The organism is Enterobacter cloacae complex sp. P47BA (assembly GCF_014930485.1).
Classification (GTDB): Bacteria; Pseudomonadota; Gammaproteobacteria; order Enterobacterales; family Enterobacteriaceae; genus Enterobacter; species Enterobacter bugandensis.
Window position 1 is genome coordinate 54,844 of record NZ_JADBRF010000014.1, and the last position, 20,404, is coordinate 75,247.

Consider the following 20,404-nt stretch of genomic DNA (forward strand, 5'->3'; position numbering starts at 1 on the left):
ACTGTGCTCACACAGCCTGAGGAGGTTTATATGCACACTATCGAACAGATCTTTATTAACGGCGAATTTGTTACCCCGCACGGTACCGAACGGTTTGATTTATACAATCCGGCGACGGCGCAGGTCATCGGGCAGGTACGCCTGGCGGATGAGGTTGACGCAGCGCGCGCCGTTGCGGCGGCAAAAGCGGCGTTCCCCGCGTGGTCGCAGACGACAAAGCAGGAGCGCATTGCCGCGCTTAAACGTATGCACGCCGCCGTGGCCGCTCGTCACGACGATCTGCTGGAAGCGGTCATCGAAGAGTACGGCGCGCCCGCCTCGCGCTCGGCGTGGATGGCCAGCTATCCGGCGGAGGTGATTGCTCAGGCGATTGAGGCGCTGGAGGCGTTTGAATTCGTCACCCACGCGGGCGCAGCCACGGTGCAGATGACGCCGCTTGGCGTGGCCGGACTGATTACGCCGTGGAACAGCGACGCAGGATTTATCTGCGGCAAGCTGGCGGCCGCGCTGGCCGCGGGCTGTACGGCGGTGATCAAGCCGAGCGAAATGAGCGCCCTGCAAACGCAGATTGTCACCGAAGCGCTGCGCGATGCGGCTCTGCCGCCGGGCGTGTTTAACATCGTCACCGGGCGGGGTGAGACGGTCGGTGACACAATCAGCCGCCATCCGGACGTGGCAAAAATCTCGTTTACCGGTTCGACGCATACCGGCAAGGCGATCCTGCGCAACGCGGCGGAAAGCTTTAAGCGCGTGACGCTGGAGTTAGGCGGGAAATCGCCAACGATCCTGCTGGATGACGTGGATCTGGCGCAGGCGATCCCGCTGGTGATACAGGCCGGGTTTATGAACAGCGGGCAGGCGTGCGTGGCCGGAACGCGCATTCTGGTGCCTTACTCGCGTAAGGCGGAGATCGAAACCGCGCTGGCGCAGGCCGTGGCGGCGGTGAACTCCGGCGACCCGCGCGATAAATCAACGGACGTCGGCCCGATGGTCAGCGCAAAGCAGTGGCAGCGGGTGCAGGGCTATATCCGCAAAGGTGTCGAAGAGGGGGCGCTCCTGTTGGCGGGCGGCGAGGGGCGGCCGGAAGGCACGCAGGACGGCTGGTTTGTGCGCCCGACGCTGTTTGCCGACGTGAACAACCAAATGACGATTGCCCGCGACGAGATTTTTGGCCCGGTTCTGTGCGTAATTCCCTATCGTGACGAGGCGGAGGCGATTGCCATTGCCAACGACACGGACTACGGCCTGAGCGCGGTGGTGCTGGGCGGTGCGGACCGCGCGCGCCGCGTGGCGCAGCAGATTGTTTCCGGTCGCGTGCTGGTGAACACCCTGGCCCATGAACCGAAAGCGCCATTTGGCGGGTTTAAGCACTCCGGCGTGGGGCGTGAGATGGGCGAGTGGGGGATCCGCGCGTTTATGGAGCCGAGGTCGGTTCTGGGCTAAAGCTTCGCTCTTTACCGAAGCATTGTGTTTTTCCATCCTGCATTCTCTCCTCAACATCACAGCGGAGAGACCATCATGATCGCAGTCCTTTTCGAAGCCAAAGCCGCGCCTGCCCATCAGGCGCGCTACCTCCAACTTGCCGCAGAGCTTAAGCCTTTGCTGGCCGACATCGACGGCTTTATCGATATCGAACGGTTCCAGAGCCTGACGACCGACGGCAAAATTCTTTCCCTTTCCTGGTGGCGGGATGAAGAGGCCATCCGCCGCTGGAAGCAGAACGTTTTCCATCAGGCGGCACAGGCCGAAGGGCGGGAGTCGATTTTCTCTTTCTACCGTATTCGCGTGGCGCAGCTGGTGCGGGAGTACAGTTCCGAAACGGGAGGGCGCGCGAATGTATGACGTTCACGTGATTTTCCGCGACGGGCCCGGCGAGCTGGCGCGCTTTGGACAGCTGTTGGGGCGCAACGGCGTAGGGCTTGAGGGGGGCGGCGTATTCGGTACCGATGCCCATTTCCTGGTGGAGGACGGGGAAAAAGCCCGCCGCGTGCTGGTGGAGGCCGGGTTTACCGTGCAGGCGGTGCGCAGGCCGGTTATCAGAAAACTCAGGCAGTCGCGTCCCGGCGAGCTGGGTGAAATTGCGGCGGCGCTGGCGGCACGCGGCGTGTCTGTTCTTACCCAGTACAGCGACCATGCGAATCACCTTATTCTGCTGACGGATGATGATAAGCTGGCCGCAGAGATCACCGAACCCTGGGCAGCACATGTTAAAGACAAGCTTACCGACTGATAACGGCGCGGCGCTGGAGCAGGCCATTGCGGCGGTGGCGGCGGCAATGGCCGATCCGTCGCGCGTGAAGATGCTGTGCGCGCTGATGGACGGGCGGGCGTGGACCGCCACCGAACTGAGCACCGCGGCAGACGTCGCCCCGTCGACCGCCAGCGGGCATCTCGCCCGGCTGGTGGAGGGAAAGTTGATTACCTGTCTGTCTCAGGGGCGGCACCGCTACTATCGTCTGGCGGGGCACGACGTGGCGGAGCTGATCGAACAGATGATGGGGCTCTCCTGGAGCCGCATTGCGCCGCCGGAAACCACCGCGCCGAAGGCCATGCGGGAGGCGCGCACCTGCTACGATCATCTGGCGGGCGCGGTGGCGGTAAAGATCTACGATTTCATGCAGGTGGAAGGCTGGCTGGAGGCAGACGGTTCAGCGCTCACGCTGTATGGCCGGGAGCAGTTTCTGAAGCTCGGCGTGTCGTTAAGCGCTCATCCGCGCCGCAAGGCCTGCTGCGCCTGTCTGGACTGGAGCGAGCGGCGGTTTCACCTCGGAGGCGAAGCTGGCGCGGCGCTGCTTATTCATCTGGAAAGCAAAGGGTGGATCCAGCGGGTGGCGGGGTATCGGGAGGTGGTGGTGACGGCTTCGGGAAAAAGTGCCGTCAGGAGGCATTTTAGCCGCTAAACTCCACTGCGGGCTGGGGCCCTCACCCCGACCCTCTCCCACAGGGAGAGGGAGACACCCTTTTCGCAATTCCTGCTCTTTCGTCTCGCGTTTCTTGATACTTACCCTGATAACTATTATCTTGACCGCGTGTGACGAGAGGTTTCCCCATGAGTGAAGAAGAACTGTTCTGCCGCAGGCCGATGGGCATGCGGATGGCGATGATCGTGCGCCAGTGGCGTGCGGTGATCGATGATGCCATTCTCGATACCGGCTTAACCCAGTCGAGCTGGACGGTGATGATGCAGCTTCATCAGCTCGGGGATAACGTCTCAATGAGTGAGCTGGCGGAGGTGCAGGGTATTGAACTGCCGCCGCTGATGCGCACCCTGACACAGCTGGAAAAACAGGGTTACCTGCTGCGCACCACATCGCCTTATGACAAGCGCATCCGGCTTCTGACGCTGACGCCTGAGGGAAAAGCCATATTAAAAAGGCTCACTCAGGTGATTGAGACCTATCAGGCTCGCGTATCGCAACACATCGCGCCGGAGCATATTGAGATTTTCAGCGCCACGTTAAATCAAATCGCCTGCAATTTGCGGACAATCCGCGAAGAAGACAACAAGACCGAAAAATAATGACCCCTGAACAAAAGTTTGCCCGCTGGGTAAGGGTGAGTATTGCCTCTTTCCTGCTGATGTTTATCTATTTTGTCGTCGCGGATATCTGGATCCCGCTGACGCCGGACTCCACCGTCATGCGCGTGGTGACGCCGGTTTCTCCGCGCGTCTCCGGCTACGTGGCGGCGGTACATGTCCACAACAACAGCCAGGTGAAGAAAGGCGATCTGCTGTTTGAGCTCGACGACACGCCGTTTCGCAATAAAGTGGAAGCGGCGCAAATCGCGCTGGAGCAGGCGCGTCTCTCTAACGAACAGCTGGACGCGCAGATCGCCGCCGCGCAGGCCAGCCTGAAAACCGCGGTGCTGACCGCGCGTAACGACAAGGTGACCTTCGAACGCTATCAGAAGCTGAGCACGTTACAGAACGTCTCGCAGGCGGATCTGGATAAGGTCCGCACCGCCTGGCAGAGCAGCGAGCAGTCCGTCAGCACGATTCAGGCCAACATCCGGAACCTGCGCATCCAGCGCGGCGAGCGCGAAGAACACCGCAACGTGACGCTGCAAAAATACCGCAACGCGCTGGATGAAGCAGAGCTGAACCTCGGCTGGACAAAGGTCTACGCCCAGGCGGACGGCACGGTCAGTAACCTGCAGTTAAGCCCCGGTTTTTACGCCTCATCCGGCTCCGCCGCGCTGGCGCTGGTAAACAACCAGACCGATATCGTGGCCGATTTCCGCGAGAAGAGCCTGCGCCATACCCGTCAGGGCACCGATGCCGCAGTAGTGTTTGACGCCTTCCCGGGGCAGGTGTTCCGCGCCCACGTGGCCAGCAGCGACGCGGGGATCCTCGCAGGCCAGGAGGCGGTTAACGGTCAGCTCTCCCAGCCGGAGACCTCTAACCGCTGGGTACGAGACGCTCAGCGCATGCGCATTCACGTCACGCTGGATGAGCCGCTGCCGAAGCCGCTGCCAACCGGCGCGCGGGCGACCGTGCAGCTCTACAACAGCGAAGGGCCGTTTGCGCGCTTCTTCTCCGGAATGCAGATCCACCTGGTGAGCCTGCTTCACTATGTCTATTAATACGCTGGCGCGGGTCTTTACCCCGCACGGCAACATCGTCTACACGGCAAACGACTTTCGCCAGACCCTGCGCATCGTTTTTGCCGGGATGATTGCCCTGAGCATATCGAGCTTCTACAACACCAGCTACGGCGTGTTTTTCGTGGTCTATCCGATCATGCTGCTGTCGCTGGTGCCGGTGTTTAACCGCCACGTGGCGAAGCAGTTTATCTTCAGCGCATCGCTGAACTGCGTCGAAATGGTGATTATCATCGGCTATCTTTCCCAATGGCCGGTCATCATGACGCTGGTGGTATTTGCCCTTTACGTGATGCGTTTTCGCTTTATGAGCAAAGGGCCGCTGTTCCTGTTCGGCTCGATGGGCGTTGTGTGCCAGAGCGTAATGCTCAACTTTATGAGCTACCCCACCACCAACTGGCACACGCTGCTGTTTTCCAACATCGAAGCCAGCGTGATGGCGGTGTGCCTGAGCGCGCTGATGAACTACCTGCTGCCGGACGTGGAGCCCCGCAAGCCGCCGCCGCTGATTGAGAAAGACGACGCCCGCGTACGCCACGAGTCGCTGCTCTCCGGCAGCGTCGCGACGATGATTTTCGTGGTGTTTCAGATTAGCGACTTAAGCGATTCGCTCTCGGCGCTAATGGCAGGAATTCTGATCCTGTTCCCTATGCACTACCGCGGCGCGGTGATGAGCTCCATCTGGCGCGTGGTCGGGGTAGTGCTGGGCTGCCTCTACATTCTGGTGGTGCAGCTTATCCTCTACGATCACAGCAGCCATATGCTGCTGATGATGCCGCTGATTGGCCTCGGCCTGGCGTTTGGCGCGCGGCTGCACGTGATGGAGAAAGTGGGCGCGGGCGTGGGGTTTTCCAGCATCACGACCATCGGCATTATGTTCGGGCAGAACATGCACCCGGACAGCGACCTGGTGTTCAGCGATCTCTATCGCATCACCTCCGTGACCTTTTCGCTGGTGGCGACGCTGACGATGGTCTTTCTGGTGCATTTGATCCTGAACCGTTTCGCCGCCACGCGCTACGTCATTCAGGGCTGATAGCGTTTGCCGCCGCTGAAGCTCCAGTCCTCAGCGGCCGTAAACTGGATAACGACCATCACGTCTCCACCGTCAATGCCCATCTTCTCATTCAGTTGCGCAGCCAGCTGGCGGTAGAGGGCAGATTTCTGTTCAGTGCTCCTCGGCTTACCAGCAACGATATTAAACAGTATCGCCCCCTCCGTTCTGCCCGTGCTGAGATAGTGCCGATCAATGTATCGATCCCCGGCCGCGAAGCATTCAAAAAAATGGAATCTGTCCTGTGCGGGAACGGCGAAGGTTTCCGTCAGCGCCTGGTGCAGAATGTCCGAGATCTGCTTTTGCTGCATCTCGCTATAGCGGTCACCCGTCATGATACGAACAAACGGCATTATTGTTTCTCCTCTGCAAGGCTGCTCAGCGCACTGACGGCGGCCGGCCAGCCTGCGTAAAACGCCAGATGGGTAAACGCTTCGGCTATTTCGTCGTCCGTCACGCCGTTTTGCCGGGCGAAGCCGATATGCCAGGGAAGCTGCGCGGTGCGCCCCAGGGCTGCCAGCGCGGCAAGCGTGATCAGACTGCGATCCCGCGGGGCTAGCTGCGGACGCTGCCAGATATCGCCAAAAAGTACCTGCTGGCTCAGTTCCGCCAGCTTAGGGGAAACCTGCGCAAGCGTGTCGCGATTCAGTGTTGTGCTCATTTTTATTCCTCCTGTCGTCTGGAAATCACCCTCGCAGGCTGCCACCATAAATAAAATCGCAATGTTCAGGACTGAATGTCCTGAAAATGAGGATGATATGGATAAACGCTTTTCAACATTAGACCTGGACGCGCTGCGCAGCTTTGTGGAGGGGATTCAGTCCGCCAGTTTTGCCGAGGCGGCGGACAGGCTGTGTCGGTCCACGTCGGCGATTAGCGCCCAGCTAAAAAAGCTGGAGCAGCAGTGTGGCGTGGCTCTGACCGTTAAGCAGGGGCGTACGCTGGCACTGACCCGAGAGGGTGAAATTCTGCTGAGCTACGCCCGACGCATGCTGGTATTAAATGATGAAGCGCTCCGGGCTATCAGAGGTGAGTTGCTTCAGGGCGAGGTGCGGCTGGGTATGCAGGAGGACTTTGGCGAGTCCGTGATGCCGAAGGTCCTCGGCGATTTTCACAGACAACACCCTGAGCTTCGCATGACGGCACGTGTCGATCGCAACCCGCCGCTGCTGCGCGGCGTGGCGGCGAATGAACTCGATCTGGCGCTGGTCTGGCAGGAAGGTCGAGAAGGCGACTACGTGCGAAGCGAACCGCTGGCATGGATTTGCCGGTCCCGCGAGGACATTGAGGTTCTTCTGCAACGAGGTGAGCCGCTGCCGCTGGTGATGTTTGACGCGCCCTGCCTCCTGCGAAGCCGGGCCATCGCGGCACTGGATGCCGCAGGTATTCCCTGGCGTATCGCTTATACCAGCTATAGCCTGAGCGGGCTGTGGGCGGGAGTTAGCGCTGGGCTGGGTATTACGCTCCGCACGCGTATTGGTCTGCCCGAGACGTTACGGATCGACAGCCACCTGCTGCCAGATGCAGGAGAGCTGGGGATCGCGCTGCATCAGGGGAGCGCCTCCCCCGATGCAGCTATTACCAGCATGAAGGCGCTGATCCTCAGGACGCTGAATGGATAAGCGTTGGGACTTGCGAGAGTAAGAACAGGATGAGGCCTATCGTCCCGCCCACCAGCGTGCCGTTGACGCGGATGAACTGCAGGTCTTTGCCGATGTTCAGCTCAATCTGGCGGGACATGTCTTTGGCGTCCCAGCTTTTGACCGTGTCGCTGATGTGGCGGGTCAGGAACGCGGCGAAATCCGGTGCGACGCGGTGCGCGGCCTGCTCCAGATGCTCGTTCAGCGACGCGCGCAGGCTGGCGTCGTTTGTTAACGTTTCGCCAAACCACAGCCCGGCGTTGGCGATGCGCTGCTTCACGCGCGAGTCATCGCTTTGCATATCCGCCTTCAGCCACTGGCGCAGGTCAGCCCACATCTCGCCCAGATAGCGGTTAAACGCCTCATCGTTTTTCAGGTAGTGCTTGATGTTGTCGGCTTTCGCCGCCATTTCCGGATCGTTTTTCAGGTTGTCGATAAGCTTCAGCGTGGCGCGGTCGAACGCCTGACGGATCTGGTGCGTGCGGTCGTGGCTGATATCGTCCAGCAGCGTGTTCACCGCGTTCGACACCATCTCCGCGCTTTGATCGCCCAGCCACTCCGTGGGGAGCACCATCGCCTTGCGGGGATGCTCGGTTTTGAGCCAGTGGACAATCTGATCGGCAATAAACTCCCGCGTGCTTTCCCGCTGAATCAGGGTAATCAGGCGGTTGATGATGGCGTCCAGCAGTACCTGATGGCGGTTGTTTTTGGTCATGCTCTCCAGCATGACGGCGCTGGTTTCGGTGAAATCGACCTTGTCGATAGCTTTATGCACCGCGCGTTTGAGCAGGCGCTGAATGCGCCCGTCGTCGGTTAACTCAAGAAAACCGCTCATCACCTGCATCAGATGCAGCCCGACGCGCTTGGCGTTGTCGGGCTTGCTGAACCAGGCGCCAATCATCTGCGCTGGCTCATAGCGGCGGATCAGCGCCACAAGCGACTGAGTATCAAGAAACTTCTCCTGCACGAACTGGCCGAGATTGTCGCCGATTCGGTCCTTATTGCGCGGGATAATCGCCGTATGGCGCGAAATAAACGGAATGGGAACCCGGCGGAATAGCGCGACGACGGCAAACCAGTCCGCCAGCGCGCCGACCATCGCCGCCTCGGCAATGGCTTTGACGCCGCGCACCCAGAAGGTCTGCGGCAGGAAGAGGGTGGTGACAAAGGCCGCGGCGGCAATCAGCAGCAGCGACAGCGCCAGCAGCTTGGCGCGTTTGAGTTCAGCGATTTTTTCCATGGGTTAAGGATAGAGGCAAGTGAACCAAAAGTGCAAAGCTGGTGTAAGGAGGAGACGCAATCTCTGCCTGAACACACGGCTTTTATATAAAAATTATATACATCAAAGTTATCTATTATTAATTTTTCTATATTTTTTGTGCTTATTTATTTTGGGCTTGATGTTTTGTGACCATCGTAGCCATTTTAACGCTCTTATTAACCATAAGATAAAGGACTATTCATGAGAGGAGACGGTATTGATGACATGGGAGTATAAAGTTTCGACAGGGATATTGAGTCATAATGGTGTGTTTGTCGCTAACTGCTACAGCGGTGCGGGTGAATCGAAAGATAAGCCAGAGTGTGAAAGTCAACGAAACAGAGGACCCATTCCCAGAGGTATTTATTTTATTGCCGGATGGAATAATCATAAAAGTGCTGAGGCGATTATCCTTGAGCCTATAGCGGGGACCAATACCTTTGGTAGAGATCATTTTCAAATTCATGGTGATAAAAAAGGTCAGCCGCCAGGTTCTGCATCAGCAGGCTGCATCATTATGAACGGCCAGGACAAGCGCCATATTATTTATGATTCAGGTGACACAATACTGGTGGTGCGATAATGAAATATATGATTGCACTGCTCTTCTTATGTGCTCCGATGACTCTCTTTGCCAAAAACCACACTCCTGCGCAGATTATCCAGATGATAAACGATAAAGGTGCAAGAAGTGTTGTAGCAGAGTTGTATGCTAATGATAGCGGTGAGTCGGAATGGTGGAATCATGTCATTCCAGAGATAGGTAAAGGAACTCAGGCATGGTTAGCCGTGGCGTGTGCCCTTGAGCCCGGAGTGGACGCTAGTACGGCTGAAGATTTAAAGGCATCGCTTTCTGAAGCCATCCCGCATAACCCTGAGGGTGTTTTAGCAATCTTAAATGACGATAAACCGTTGCTCACTATTGAACAAGTCTGCGCTTTTGCCAATTTCCCCGAGACGGAAGCAGAGAGTAATAAGCTTTATGTCGATTCAATCAGGGAGATGTTTAAGGTTAAAAGCCCAAAGGGTAAAAGATGTCTTGCCGTTATCATCGCTACGGTTGAAAACTCTGTTCCATTCGATAAGGATATTTAAATGGCCATTCCGGGATATATGTCATTAACTGACGATGCGGGTAATATCATAAAAGGGAGCGTGATAGTTAAAGACCGTGAAAACCAAATTCAGGTATTAGGGCTCTATCATAACGTATGCTATAACTCTGACCTACATAATGGCAGAGCGTTGAGTAAACGCCAGCATCGTCCCTTTCTTATTGAGAAAGAAATTGATGCCTCCAGCGTTTTTCTCTATAAAGCGCTTAGCACGGGCGGTACGCTCAGGAAAGCGACTATCGACCTTTACAGAATCAATGATGCCGGTCAGGAAGAAATCTATTTCACGATAACGCTGGAAGCGGTGAAGGTCGTCACGGTGTTTTCATTGATGCATGACGTGAAAGAGACTTACCATGAAAAACAGGGCCATCTTGAGCTTGTTTTGCTTCGTTATGAAAAGATTACCTGGCATTACCGTGACGGTAACGTTATTCATTCGGATGACTGGGATTACCGGTTAGGGGCTTGACTAACTGGCAACGGGAGACAAATGGTTTCCCGTTGCCAGAGTGTAATAATTTATGTATTTCAATCTTTTAACCGTGTGATTTGTTTTTTGTTAAAAATAGTAAAGTTCAAATTCTTATAGATTTTCCCTTCACCCCAGTGGTTTGTTGTTGGGCGTACTTTACCGACAACAATAATCTCGTCTTTTGGTTCGAGGTTTTCAAAAAAGGTAGCATCGTTACAAGTTAAACCTGGTGCGAAAAACTCTTTGCTTTTATCCTCATGCTCCAGTGTGCATACCTCTCCTTTGAGGGCGAAGAAATTATTCCTTTCATTATTAATGTGTTCTCGCGCTTTTTTAACCGTTATAAGAATTGCGACAGGATGAGCGATTTTTGCGGCCTTTTTAAAAAGAATGGGATAACGGTCTTCATCATAGAAAAAGTCATTCCAGCTAATTTTCTTGCCGTTATAATCTATCTTGACAAGGTCAGATAGTGTTTTCTTATCGCTGCTTTCCTCTATTTTTGCTCTGATTTTGGCAATGCCTGTAGCCGTGTTAAAGTAATCAGCGAGATGTTTTTCTGTTTTCTTATATCGAATTCGCTTGCGTGCTTTTTCTTCCGGATCGGATTCTTCCTCTAATGTTAAAGTGGATTTTCTTAGAGCGGCACTGGCTTCAATAAGGACGTTCATTCGGAAGATGAACGCTGAATCTTGCGCTTCGAGGAGAAGTTTTCCGTCTTCAATATTCTGTGAATGGGCTACAAGAGAAGTAATCGCTGATTTGACGCTGTTTTTGCAATTGAATGCATGTTCCTCATTTTTCTGTAAACGTAAAAACGCTGAAATGTTCTTGCCGTTACGTTTGTGCGCCTTGACCCAGCTGATTTTAGCGGGGCAGAACTCACATATCAGCCCCTCTCTATCGCTCTCTTTAATATCTTTTACAGGAATGCGGGAGTGTACATTGCGCTCATCACGCGCGTAAAACATTTTTAATCCTTCGGCCATGATATGCTCCTTATAATCCTTATTGCACCGGAAGAAGAGTCTTTGCCAAAATCAGTGGACATATTAAATTTTTATCGAGCCCATATTTTGTTTAAAATTTTCTGCCTGCATCAATACGCCCAGATAGACCTCGTCGTTTGCTACAGGAGGAAACTTATGTTTATGCAGTAAAAGAATTAACTCAACTTTAAGTTTGGCTTTGATGTCATCACGTTTACTCCAGTCTGGATACTTTGACGTGTTATCAACCACTGCTTTCATCTCTTTTGCCAGCACCAGCATCTTGTCGTCTTCATAGGTAAACTGATACTTGTCACGCATATGTGCCAGGATGTCATAAAACGCTTTCTCTTCGATATCAATTCCCAAATCTGCATAAGTGCCCATTTCGGTTTTAATATCATAGATAATGTCGGTCATTTCCTGACTGAAGTGATCAAACTCTTCACCATTGAGCACGTCGTCCTCCCGGCGCTCATTATATTTATCCATGATGGACTGGAAGCGACGGGTGAAGTTGATTCCCTGAAGCTGGTTAATTTTTTTAAAGTCACTGATGGCTTTCTCCAGCAGTTTCTGCAGAAGCTGGATCTTTGTTGCGGGCAGCTTGATCTTATTAATACGCGCCAGATAATCCTCGTCGAAAATATCGATCGATTCTGCTTTCTTATCGCCCAGGAAAAATAGCTCTTCCACGCCATCTGCCTTTAATGCGTCAGAAATCATCTCTCGCACACGGGCGTTCATCTGGGTAACGTCAGGAGCATCACCCTTGGTCAGCTTAAAGACGATGGAACGCACGGCAAGATAGAAATGGATACGATCTCGCTCTGGCTGCGATAGCGCCTCGCTGCCGCAGCAGACATCGTAGGCTGCCTTAAGGCGCTTCACTAGCCCCATAAATCGACGTTCAGTTTTCTGGGTACGCAAGACAAATTCTGCCGCCAGATTCAAACATGCCAGCTGAGCCTGAGGCTCTCCTGTGAAGTAAGCGCGGCTGTCGAAATCGTGGAAAACTTGCGACAGAAGGTCGAGATGATTCTTTACCTCAATGACCGACTGCTGAATGTCTTCAAAGTTGGTGGCGTCAATGCGGGAATACATCGCCAGTGCCTGGTTCATCTGGCGCTTGATGCCGATATAGTCCACCACCAGGCCTTTGCTTTTCCCTTCCAGCTTGCGGTTAACACGGGAGATGGTCTGAATCAGGTTATGTTTTTGCAGAGGCTTATCGATGTAAATGGTGTCCAGTTCCGGCACGTCGAAACCTGTCAGCCACATATCGACCACAATAGCGATTTTGAAATTCGACTTTGCATTTTTGAACTGTTTATCCAGTTCTTTACGATACTCTTTGCTGCCCAGCAGGTCGTACAGTTTGGCATCATCGTCTTTACCTCGCGTCATCACCATCTTGACCATTTCGGACGGCGGCAGCTCTTTCTGCTCCTGCTCGGTAAGCTCAACCCCTTCAGGGGCCTGTTTAACCTCAAACCACGCCGGTCGACAGTCCTTCAACTGACGATATAAATCCCAGGCAATTTCCCGGCTGGCACAGACAAACATGGCCTTACCTTTCACCGTTGAGCCTTCAGCGACGCGTTTTTCATAGTGTTTAGCAAAGTCTTCCGCCAGCGACTTCAGGCGATCCTCATCTCCGAGGATTGCGTTCATGGTGGCGCTGGCTTTTTTGCTTTCGTCGATCTGCCACTCATTAGTGCCCGCGTTAGCGCACTCTTCGTAATATTTCTCTACCTCTTCCAGCTTGCTGGCATCCAGGATCACTTTTGCTGCGCGACCTTCATAGACGATGCGTACCGTAATCTCATCCTGAACGGATTCGGTCATGGTGTAGCTGTCCACTACCGCGCCGAAGACATCCAGCGTGGCGTCTACAGGCGTCCCGGTAAAACCGACATAGGTGGCTGCTGGCAGCGAGTCGTGCAGATATTTGGCAAAGCCCCAGGTCTTGCGTACCTTTCCGCTCTCTTTATCGACGATCACTTTTTGATCCAGATTGACCTGGCTGCGGTGCGCTTCGTCAGAGATACAAATGACGTTGTTTCGCTCGGAGAGCAATTCGGTGTCTTCAGTAAATTTATGGATGGTGGTCAGGAAGACGCCGCCGCTATTACGACCGGCAAGCTTTTCCCGCAGATCGTCGCGGCTGGTGACGGGCTCCACGGTATCGTCACCGATATAATTTTTGGCATTACACATCTGCGTGGAGAGCTGATCGTCCAGATCGGTACGGTCAGTGATCAGCACGATGGTCGGGCTGGCAAACTCGACGCTTTTCATTAACAGGCGGGTTAAGAACTGCATGGTGTAGCTCTTACCGCAGCCCGTGGCGCCAAAGTAGGTGCCGCCTTTACCGTTACCGTAAGGTTTACGCGCCCGCTCAATGCTGTAGTAGAGCTTACGCGCCGCGTAGTACTGCGGATAGCGGCAGCAGATTTTCACTTCGTGTTTGGCTTTATCCGGGAAGCAGATAAAGTTTTTAATCACATCCAGCAGGCGTACCGGGTGAAATAGTCCCTGAATCATTGCGTGCAGGGAAGGAATGCCGTCCTGCTCTCGGTTTTCGTTACCGGTGACTTTACGCCAGGAGTAGAAATACTCATAAGGCGCAAACAGGTTGCCCATGCGGTTATTCACGCCGTCGCTGATGATGCACAGCGTGTTATAGACAAACAGCTGCGGAATATCGCGACGATAGCGGGTGCATAGCTGCTTATACGCATCACCAATATTGGCTTCCTGCTCGCGAACGGCGCTTTTAAATTCGAACACCACCAACGGTAGGCCGTTGATATACAGGATGGCATCCGGAATGCGCGGCTGGTTTTCTTTGCCGGTGATGGTCAGCTGATTAACGATCTTTACGCGGTTTAACGGTTGGATAAGATAGCTTGCAGGCGTTTCAGCAGCCTGTTGCAGTGGTTCCTCTTCGTTATCGAATAGCTCACGCAGCGCGGCGGGCAGGTGCCGGGTATCGAGCAGTTCGATATAGAGATCTTTCTGCTGACGGTCGTCGCGTTTAAACAGGAAGCCATTTGCCAGCCAGGTGCAAAAGATCTTATTGCTTTCGTAGAGATCGGAAGCGGGAAGGGTAGCGAACTGTTTAATCAGCCGCTGGATTTCGTCTTCCGTAATACTGTCGGCCTGATAGCGGGATGCGAGATAGTGGTGAAGATCGTCTTCAATTATCACCTGATCGAGGCTGGAACGCGGCACATTGTCGCCTGTCAGGTGCTGGTAGCCCTGCTCCTGTAGCAGTTCAATTATTGCCTGTTCTAACTTCGCTTCACTGAATGAGAGATGCATATCCCGCTCCGGCCCTGGCTGGTTTTCTGGTAAGTGCTCCTGTAATAAGAGGAAACCTTACCAGAAAGCCCCTGATTTTACAGGGGCAAAAATGCGTTATGCGGCTTCGGTTTGTTTGATGATGTCGGGGAGATCTTCCAGGGACAGCTCGCCGGAGATGAGTTTGGGGAGCAGGGTGTCGCGGAAGTTTGTTAATGCAGTTATTTGCCGTGCATTGCTAACTACTTTTTCAAAATGTTGGTGAGCTAATCGTGTAAATTCAGCTAATATATTTTTAGACGGAATAACTAAATTAATAGTTTTAAAGGCGCTTTTGCTAATTTCTGCAAATGTCGTTCCTCCAGCCATTCCCTTGATATCATCCATAATATTTTCAAGCCAGTAGATAATATATTCTGGCGATAAATTTTTAGATGAAGGAATGGCTATATAACCTTGGTTTATAGCCATAGGTGTTTTAGCTAGAGCTAAATATCCTATTGGTGCTCGTGATGACATCAAAACTGTATCAGTTGGTAATAAACCAGATGAAATTTTTATCAAACCTAACTCTGTGATTTTTTTGCTGGTATCCAGTAATACCTTACTTTCATTACCTGTTAAGTCTTTAGGTGTTGTCCAATGAATAGTGCCGTTTTCCCAAAAATCTGCATTTGAAGTGCTTGGCGTTGAACCACCTTTCACAACTAATTCATCGCCAGCAGTGGATATTTTCCAACCTTTCGGCACCCAACCCAACTCTGTTTCTTCAAATTCAGCAGGGAACTGTGTACGAATATCCGCCGGAAGTGGTTTGAAATCTGCACTATTGCGTACTTTTTGACGCAGGTCGGCGCGAGATTGCAGCGGTTCCGGGATTAGATTTCCCGCATCCAGTGCGTTATCAATCACCGGGTCGAAATCCACAAACCAGGATTTGAACAGGGTTTGGGACATTTGTTCTAGGGTTTGATTGATTAATAAATTAGTATTTTGCTTGTTAATCAAATTAAACGCTATTTCAACAATAGAGTCCTGTATTTCTCGTTCAGGTAATTCTAGTTCAAAAAGACCTAAAACTTTAGCATTAGCTCCTGCCTGAGCTGAGCCAGATTTCACTGACTCGACAAAACTCCACCATTCTGGCGTCCTCATTTGTAGCCATACAAATAAGGGGTTTGCCTTAGTGCTATCGACTCGAAAACGAATAAGATATGATGCAAAGACGGCTTTAACATCAGAGTCGAAAATATAATTCTCCCCAGTACTGTTACCCGTTCTTGCTATAACAATATCACCTTTTTCGAGTAGGTATTTATGCGTATCATTTTTGCTTATTTCGCAAAATGGTACATGATCCCAGCTAACTGTACCGCCTTGTATATCGGTAATACGGAGAAATTTAGGGCCGATCTCTTTCGAGGTTGCACTGGCTGTATAACCGTATGATATATCGGTGCATATTTCAGACAGTTTGATATTATTCCCCATAACCCAGCGCCTCCAGGTTCTGACGAATCGCTTTATCCAGCTCTTCCGCCCGCTTCATTTGCTCAAACAACGTCTTCGACAACTCTCTCATTTTAGTTTCAAACGCCACGCCGTCATCTTCTTGCTCAGCAGCACCGACATAGCGGCCCGGGGTCAACACATAGTCATTAGCCTTGATCTCTTTAATCGTGGCGACCTTGCAGAACCCAGCCTGGTCTTCATATTGCGCCAGCTTGCTGTCGCCGCGCTTAACGCGCTCGGCCAGCTCTTCCGGCGTGCTGCGCCACGCATGGTAAGTATCTGCGATGGTGGCGATATCGTCCGCCGTCAGCTCTTTGGTGGTGCGGTTCATCATGGTGCCGAGTTTACGCGCATCGATAAACAGCGTTTCGCCCTGACGGTTGCGGTAGCCTTTAGCCGGATCGGCAGCCTTCGATTTGGTCATAAACCACAGGCAGACCGGGATCTGGGTGGTATAGAACAGCTGGCCGGGCAGGGCGATCATGCAGTCGATCAGATCGTTTTCGATCATCTGCGCGCGGATCTCGCCTTCGCCGCTGGTATTTGAACTCATCGAACCGTTCGCCAGCACAAAACCGGCGGTACCGTTGGCCGACAGCTTGGAGAGCATATGCAAAATCCAGCCGTAGTTGGCGTTGCCGGTTGGCGGAGTACGGTAGCCTGCAAAGCGCGGATCGTTGGTCAGCTCGGCGTCGTTACGCCAGTCTTTCAGGTTAAACGGCGGGTTTGCCAGAATGTAGTCGGCTTTTAAATCCGGGTGTTGGTCGCTGAAGAAGGTGTCCGCCGGGCGCTCGCCAAGGTTGGCGGAAAGACCGCGAATCGCGAGGTTCATCTTCGCCAGCTTATAGGTGGTGGCTGTCAGTTCCTGACCGTACAGGGCGATATCGCGGCTTTTCCCCTGATGGCTTTCAACAAACTTCACAGACTGCACAAACATCCCCGCTGAGCCGCAGCATGGGTCATAAATTTTGCCCTGGAACGGTTCGAGCATTTCGGTCAGCAGCGTCACCACGCATTTTGGCGTATAGAATTCACCGCCGCCTTTGCCTTCGGTGGCGGCAAACTTGCCGAGGAAGTATTCGTATACGCGGCCGACCAGGTCTTCTTTCGACAGCGCTTCAACGTCGGTTTCATGCGCCAGCGTTTCGATATTGTCGATAGTGTCGATCAGCGATGCCAGCTTCTTGGTTTCCAGATCCTGACGGCTGAAGTAGTTATCCGGCAGCGCGCCTTTCAGCGTCGGGTTGCGCTTCTCAATAGTAGAAAGGGCATCATCAATCAGGACGGCGAGATTATCCTGTTTGGCGTTCTGTTTGATGAACGACCAGCGCGCCTTTTCCGGCAGGTAGAAGATATTGTCCTGCTGATAGAAGACCTCCATTTCCAGGAAGTCTTCCTGGCCTTCGTCCTTCATTTTTTGACGACGGGCCTCGAACTTATCGCTGATAAATTTCAGGAACACGAGGCTCAGTACAACGTGTTTGTACTCGGAGGATTCAACGCTACCGCGAAGCTGGTTCGCGGTATCCCATAATGTGTCTTCAAAGCCTTTCTTTGCTTTGGCTTTTTTTGTTGGTGCTTTGGCCATGATGAACTCAATCAGGAAAAATATGGCGTCTATTGTAGCGATTAAGACGTTAAATTTCGCCTTTTAATCCCTCTTCCAGCTCATCAAAAACCTGTAAATCCACATCCAGCAGCTCGACCGCGTTGCTGCGTCGAATGCCAACATTATTCTCAATCAGCAGTTCAAGCAGCCGGTCACCATCTATCAAGGTAATAGGAGCCGCACCGGGATGCAGAGCCGCTTTTTCACAGTTCCCGGCAAAACGCCCGGTGGTGATGAGCGTGCCCCGGATCGCGCTGTGATAAGGCAACGCACCGCGTAACTGGTCGATAACAGGACGGGTAATATTGCTCTGCATACGCTTAACCTGCACCACTTCCGTAATGGTGGTAATGCCCACCTGAACTCTGCCGACAACGTCGACGCCCTTATCGCCCGACGCTTTGGTCACTTCCACCTGTTCATAACCCATCGCTTCCAGAAGTTGACCAATCAAATGCTCAAACTTGTAGGGATTCATGGTGCTGATTTGTTCGCGAAGCTGCTCTTTTTGCTGCTGGTTGTAGCGCTTCACCGCGTCCAGAAGTTCTTTTCGCGGATCGGCTTTTCGGGCCGGTAACGCATTCGCTAACCATGCCCGGCCTTTATCGGTGATGTAGTAACTCATCCCTTCACGGGCGACCATATCGCGATCGATCAGGTTGTAGAGGCGCGAGTAGAGCGTGCTTTTGATAGAACTGGTAGAAGCGAACTTTGAATGCTGGTGTAAAAAAGCCTGCCATTCCGGGAGTAAGTCAGCACGACGGGACATTTCACGTCCTGCAAGCAGTTCAAGGAGTTGCAGTAACCCTTCTTTATCGTCGAGCGCGCGTAACGTGGCATCATCATTATTCAGAAATTGCTGCCCGCGCTGGGTAGGGACCCAGGTATCTTTCTGCGTCGTTTCCATCAGCTCGAAGACAGAAGAGTTAAGAAACAAATAGCTACCGTAGCTATGGCGCGGATTGAGGATGTGATTATCCTGATTCCAGATCCGCAGCGCGATCTCAGCGTCTTCGCCTTTCAGGCGTTCGTTGATCCACATATCAGGTTCAGACCAGTCAACCGGATTTTGCGGCGTGCCGGTTTGTTCCTGAATCGCATTGATCATGTTACGTACAGAATTCACTGAATAGCCGGAGACGGCTTTCATCATTGCCTGAACCTGCGCATAGGTTGGAAAAAGTGGCGTAATGACTTTGTAATTTTTCACGTTGTTCCCTTAACGATTGCTGTGGCGTTAGCTTGCCACGTCAGGGAGGAAATACTAATAGCTAAGTCACTTATTTTGTAAGGTAATAAAGGCGTTGCTTTCTATAGGGGCAACACACTATTTGCCAGCACCCGCCACAGCACCCACCCGCCAAACCCCATCAGCACCACGCCCGCCGTGCGCTCAATCCACCACAGCGAACGGCTGAGCTTCTGTTGCACCGCCGATAGCCCCATCATCGACACCAGCGCCAGATCCCACGCCAGCACCACCATCACCATCCAGACGCCGCAGGTCGCCTGCTGAAGCAGCGTGACGTCCGGCCCGAGTAACGCCGTCATCAGCGCCAGGTAGAACAGCGCATTTTTTGGATTTAACAGCGCCGATCCCAGCCCCAGCAGGATCTGCTTGATCAGAGAAGGGCACCGCTGTCGAGTTTTTGCAAGCGCCAGCGCCTGCGGTTGGCTGCGCACCAGATACGAGCCGATCCACAGCAGGTACAGCGCCCCGCATACCTCGATAAGCGTAAACAGCCACGTAAACTGGCGCAGCGCGTTCCAGCCGATAATCACCAGAACAATATAGAGCGCGTTACCCGCGGCGATGCCGACGCACAGCCCGGCGCTGCCGCGCAGCCGATAGCGCGCCGCGTAGCCCACAAGCAGGAAAAAATCCGGACCCGGGCTCAACAGCGCAACAAAATGCGCCAGCGCCAGAGCGAGAAAAGCGGAAGGGAAGAACAGTTCCATAGCGACCTCAGTTAACCATCTGAGGACAGGCTACGGCGCTGCAGAACCTATTTATTGTCTGATATTGATCGGCCCGTGGCGTACTGGCGCGGCGTGGCGGCGGTATAGCTGACGAAGGTCTTATGAAAATGGCTCTGGTCGGCAAAGCCGCTCTGGTAGCTGACGTCGGCGATGTCGTCCCCGGCACGTAGCCGCGCTTTGGCGAACTCCACGCGGGAGATGTTGAGGAAGCTGCCCGGCGTCAGGCCGGTGTCCTGCCGGAAGGTACGGATCAGCGTCTCCTTGCGCAGCGAGAAGCGTTGGGCAAGTTCGTCAAGCGAAGGCGGTGCGGCCAGGTCGGCAAGAAACGCCTCCTGAACCTGCTGGCTGGTTGGGCGAAGCGCGTCTGCGTTATCCGCGCAGCGGGGAAGGGCAGAAAGCAGCGCCTCCACGGACGCTGGAGACATTGTCTTAACGACGTCCAGGTAATGGGCAAACAGGGCAGGGTTACGAATCACCTGTAGCGCCAGAGGAAGATCGGTGTCGATATAGAGCATATGGTAGCTGCGCGGCTGCCCGTCGACGGGGTTGCAGCTGTGCGGCACATAAGCCGGGATCGCAATGAGGTCCCCGGGATGAAGAATGTACTCTTGGTCATGGCACACGCAGCAGGTCTGGCCCTCAACAATCGCGCCGATGGAGAGCTGAGGGTGACTGTGGCGTTTGTACGCCTGCGTGCTTTGCCAGGTGCTGCGCAGCTCAAGGCCCCTGGCGCGGTGAAAAGTCTGGCGAACGTATCGGGTATCGGTCATGGAAACTCCTTCTGGACGTTTTTTATACCACGTCAGCGAACCGTCCGGCACTGCTTAACTCAGAACCTTCCGGATATACCCAACTTTACGT

At 53.6% G+C, this 20,404-nt stretch carries 21 protein-coding genes; 11 read left to right on the top strand and 10 right to left on the bottom strand.

What is annotated here, in order from left to right; all coding sequences use genetic code 11:
• Positions 1-30: 30 nt before the first annotated feature.
• The 7 genes from IM299_RS15090 (at position 31) to IM299_RS15120 (ending at position 5,638) form a co-directional block, all read left to right on the top strand.
• Complete coding sequence (locus tag IM299_RS15090; protein ID WP_048957605.1) at positions 31-1,443, top strand: aldehyde dehydrogenase family protein; 1,413 nt, start codon at positions 31-33, stop codon at positions 1,441-1,443.
• Positions 1,444-1,518: 75 nt separating this feature from the next.
• Complete coding sequence (locus IM299_RS15095) at positions 1,519-1,842, top strand: antibiotic biosynthesis monooxygenase (protein ID WP_048957604.1); 324 nt, start codon at positions 1,519-1,521, stop codon at positions 1,840-1,842.
• A complete protein-coding gene (locus IM299_RS15100; RefSeq protein ID WP_045631062.1) occupies positions 1,835-2,230 on the top strand; it encodes an amino acid-binding protein in 396 nt (131 codons plus the stop codon). The genes IM299_RS15095 and IM299_RS15100 overlap by 8 nt, the downstream gene beginning before the upstream one ends.
• Positions 2,205-2,900, top strand: a complete 696-nt coding sequence (locus IM299_RS15105) for a helix-turn-helix transcriptional regulator (protein WP_048957602.1) — start codon at positions 2,205-2,207, stop codon at positions 2,898-2,900. The genes IM299_RS15100 and IM299_RS15105 overlap by 26 nt, the downstream gene beginning before the upstream one ends.
• 149 nt (positions 2,901-3,049) lie before the next feature.
• Positions 3,050-3,520: a MarR family winged helix-turn-helix transcriptional regulator gene (locus tag IM299_RS15110; RefSeq protein WP_047367261.1), complete on the top strand. Its 471-nt coding sequence runs from the start codon at positions 3,050-3,052 to the stop codon at positions 3,518-3,520.
• Positions 3,517-4,584 carry an HlyD family secretion protein gene (locus IM299_RS15115; RefSeq protein ID WP_028015382.1) on the top strand — a complete coding sequence of 356 codons (1,068 nt, stop codon included), beginning with the start codon at positions 3,517-3,519 and terminating at the stop codon, positions 4,582-4,584. Before IM299_RS15110 ends, IM299_RS15115 begins: the two co-directional genes overlap by 4 nt.
• Positions 4,574-5,638: a DUF2955 domain-containing protein gene (locus IM299_RS15120; protein ID WP_045259544.1), complete on the top strand. Its 1,065-nt coding sequence runs from the start codon at positions 4,574-4,576 to the stop codon at positions 5,636-5,638. The genes IM299_RS15115 and IM299_RS15120 overlap by 11 nt, the downstream gene beginning before the upstream one ends.
• On the opposite strand, the gene IM299_RS15125 is transcribed toward IM299_RS15120, so the two are convergent.
• Both IM299_RS15125 and IM299_RS15130 read right to left on the bottom strand, forming a co-directional pair.
• Positions 5,629-6,009, bottom strand: a complete 381-nt coding sequence (locus IM299_RS15125) for a tautomerase family protein (RefSeq protein ID WP_063154861.1) — start codon at positions 6,007-6,009, stop codon at positions 5,629-5,631. The two genes, IM299_RS15120 and IM299_RS15125, sit on opposite strands and share 10 nt — an antisense overlap.
• Complete coding sequence (locus IM299_RS15130) at positions 6,009-6,317, bottom strand: carboxymuconolactone decarboxylase family protein (protein WP_028015385.1); 309 nt, start codon at positions 6,315-6,317, stop codon at positions 6,009-6,011. Before IM299_RS15130 ends, IM299_RS15125 begins: the two co-directional genes overlap by 1 nt.
• Positions 6,318-6,414: 97 nt before the next feature.
• Between IM299_RS15130 and IM299_RS15135 the strand changes: the two genes are divergently transcribed.
• On the top strand, positions 6,415-7,278 hold the full coding sequence (locus IM299_RS15135) for a LysR substrate-binding domain-containing protein (RefSeq protein WP_047363827.1): 864 nt from the start codon (positions 6,415-6,417) through the stop codon (positions 7,276-7,278).
• On the opposite strand, the gene IM299_RS15140 is transcribed toward IM299_RS15135, so the two are convergent.
• Positions 7,259-8,536 carry a DUF445 domain-containing protein gene (locus IM299_RS15140; protein ID WP_193357746.1) on the bottom strand — a complete coding sequence of 426 codons (1,278 nt, stop codon included), beginning with the start codon at positions 8,534-8,536 and terminating at the stop codon, positions 7,259-7,261. The two genes, IM299_RS15135 and IM299_RS15140, sit on opposite strands and share 20 nt — an antisense overlap.
• 241 nt (positions 8,537-8,777) lie before the next feature.
• Here IM299_RS15140 and IM299_RS15145 point away from each other — a divergent pair, with 241 nt between their 5' ends.
• From IM299_RS15145 to tssD, 3 genes are read left to right on the top strand one after another with little or no spacing between them, the layout of a single operon-like run.
• Positions 8,778-9,140, top strand: a complete 363-nt coding sequence (locus IM299_RS15145; RefSeq protein ID WP_047363831.1) for a tlde1 domain-containing protein — start codon at positions 8,778-8,780, stop codon at positions 9,138-9,140.
• A complete protein-coding gene (locus tag IM299_RS15150; protein WP_193357747.1) occupies positions 9,140-9,652 on the top strand; it encodes a hypothetical protein in 513 nt (170 codons plus the stop codon). Before IM299_RS15145 ends, IM299_RS15150 begins: the two co-directional genes overlap by 1 nt.
• Positions 9,653-10,144 carry a type VI secretion system tube protein TssD gene (tssD, locus tag IM299_RS15155; RefSeq protein WP_193357748.1) on the top strand — a complete coding sequence of 164 codons (492 nt, stop codon included), beginning with the start codon at positions 9,653-9,655 and terminating at the stop codon, positions 10,142-10,144.
• Positions 10,145-10,203: 59 nt separating this feature from the next.
• Here the strand turns inward: tssD and IM299_RS15160 are convergent, their stop codons facing one another.
• The 7 genes from IM299_RS15160 to IM299_RS15190 form a co-directional block, all read right to left on the bottom strand.
• Positions 10,204-11,136 (bottom strand): hypothetical protein, encoded by a 933-nt coding sequence (locus IM299_RS15160; RefSeq protein WP_193357749.1) that lies wholly within the window; start codon positions 11,134-11,136, stop codon positions 10,204-10,206.
• Positions 11,137-11,199: 63 nt separating this feature from the next.
• On the bottom strand, positions 11,200-14,463 hold the full coding sequence (locus IM299_RS15165) for a type I restriction endonuclease subunit R (RefSeq protein ID WP_193357750.1): 3,264 nt from the start codon (positions 14,461-14,463) through the stop codon (positions 11,200-11,202).
• Between the two features lie 96 nt (positions 14,464-14,559).
• Positions 14,560-15,933 carry a restriction endonuclease subunit S gene (locus IM299_RS15170; RefSeq protein WP_193357751.1) on the bottom strand — a complete coding sequence of 458 codons (1,374 nt, stop codon included), beginning with the start codon at positions 15,931-15,933 and terminating at the stop codon, positions 14,560-14,562.
• Positions 15,923-17,542 carry a class I SAM-dependent DNA methyltransferase gene (locus IM299_RS15175; protein ID WP_193357752.1) on the bottom strand — a complete coding sequence of 540 codons (1,620 nt, stop codon included), beginning with the start codon at positions 17,540-17,542 and terminating at the stop codon, positions 15,923-15,925. The genes IM299_RS15170 and IM299_RS15175 overlap by 11 nt, the downstream gene beginning before the upstream one ends.
• 49 nt (positions 17,543-17,591) lie before the next feature.
• Positions 17,592-18,773 carry a restriction endonuclease gene (locus IM299_RS15180; protein ID WP_193357753.1) on the bottom strand — a complete coding sequence of 394 codons (1,182 nt, stop codon included), beginning with the start codon at positions 18,771-18,773 and terminating at the stop codon, positions 17,592-17,594.
• Between the two features lie 101 nt (positions 18,774-18,874).
• A complete protein-coding gene (locus IM299_RS15185; protein ID WP_193357754.1) occupies positions 18,875-19,522 on the bottom strand; it encodes a LysE family translocator in 648 nt (215 codons plus the stop codon).
• 47 nt (positions 19,523-19,569) lie between these two features.
• Positions 19,570-20,313 carry an AraC family transcriptional regulator gene (locus tag IM299_RS15190; RefSeq protein ID WP_060573261.1) on the bottom strand — a complete coding sequence of 248 codons (744 nt, stop codon included), beginning with the start codon at positions 20,311-20,313 and terminating at the stop codon, positions 19,570-19,572.
• Between the last annotated feature and the right edge of the window lie 91 nt (positions 20,314-20,404).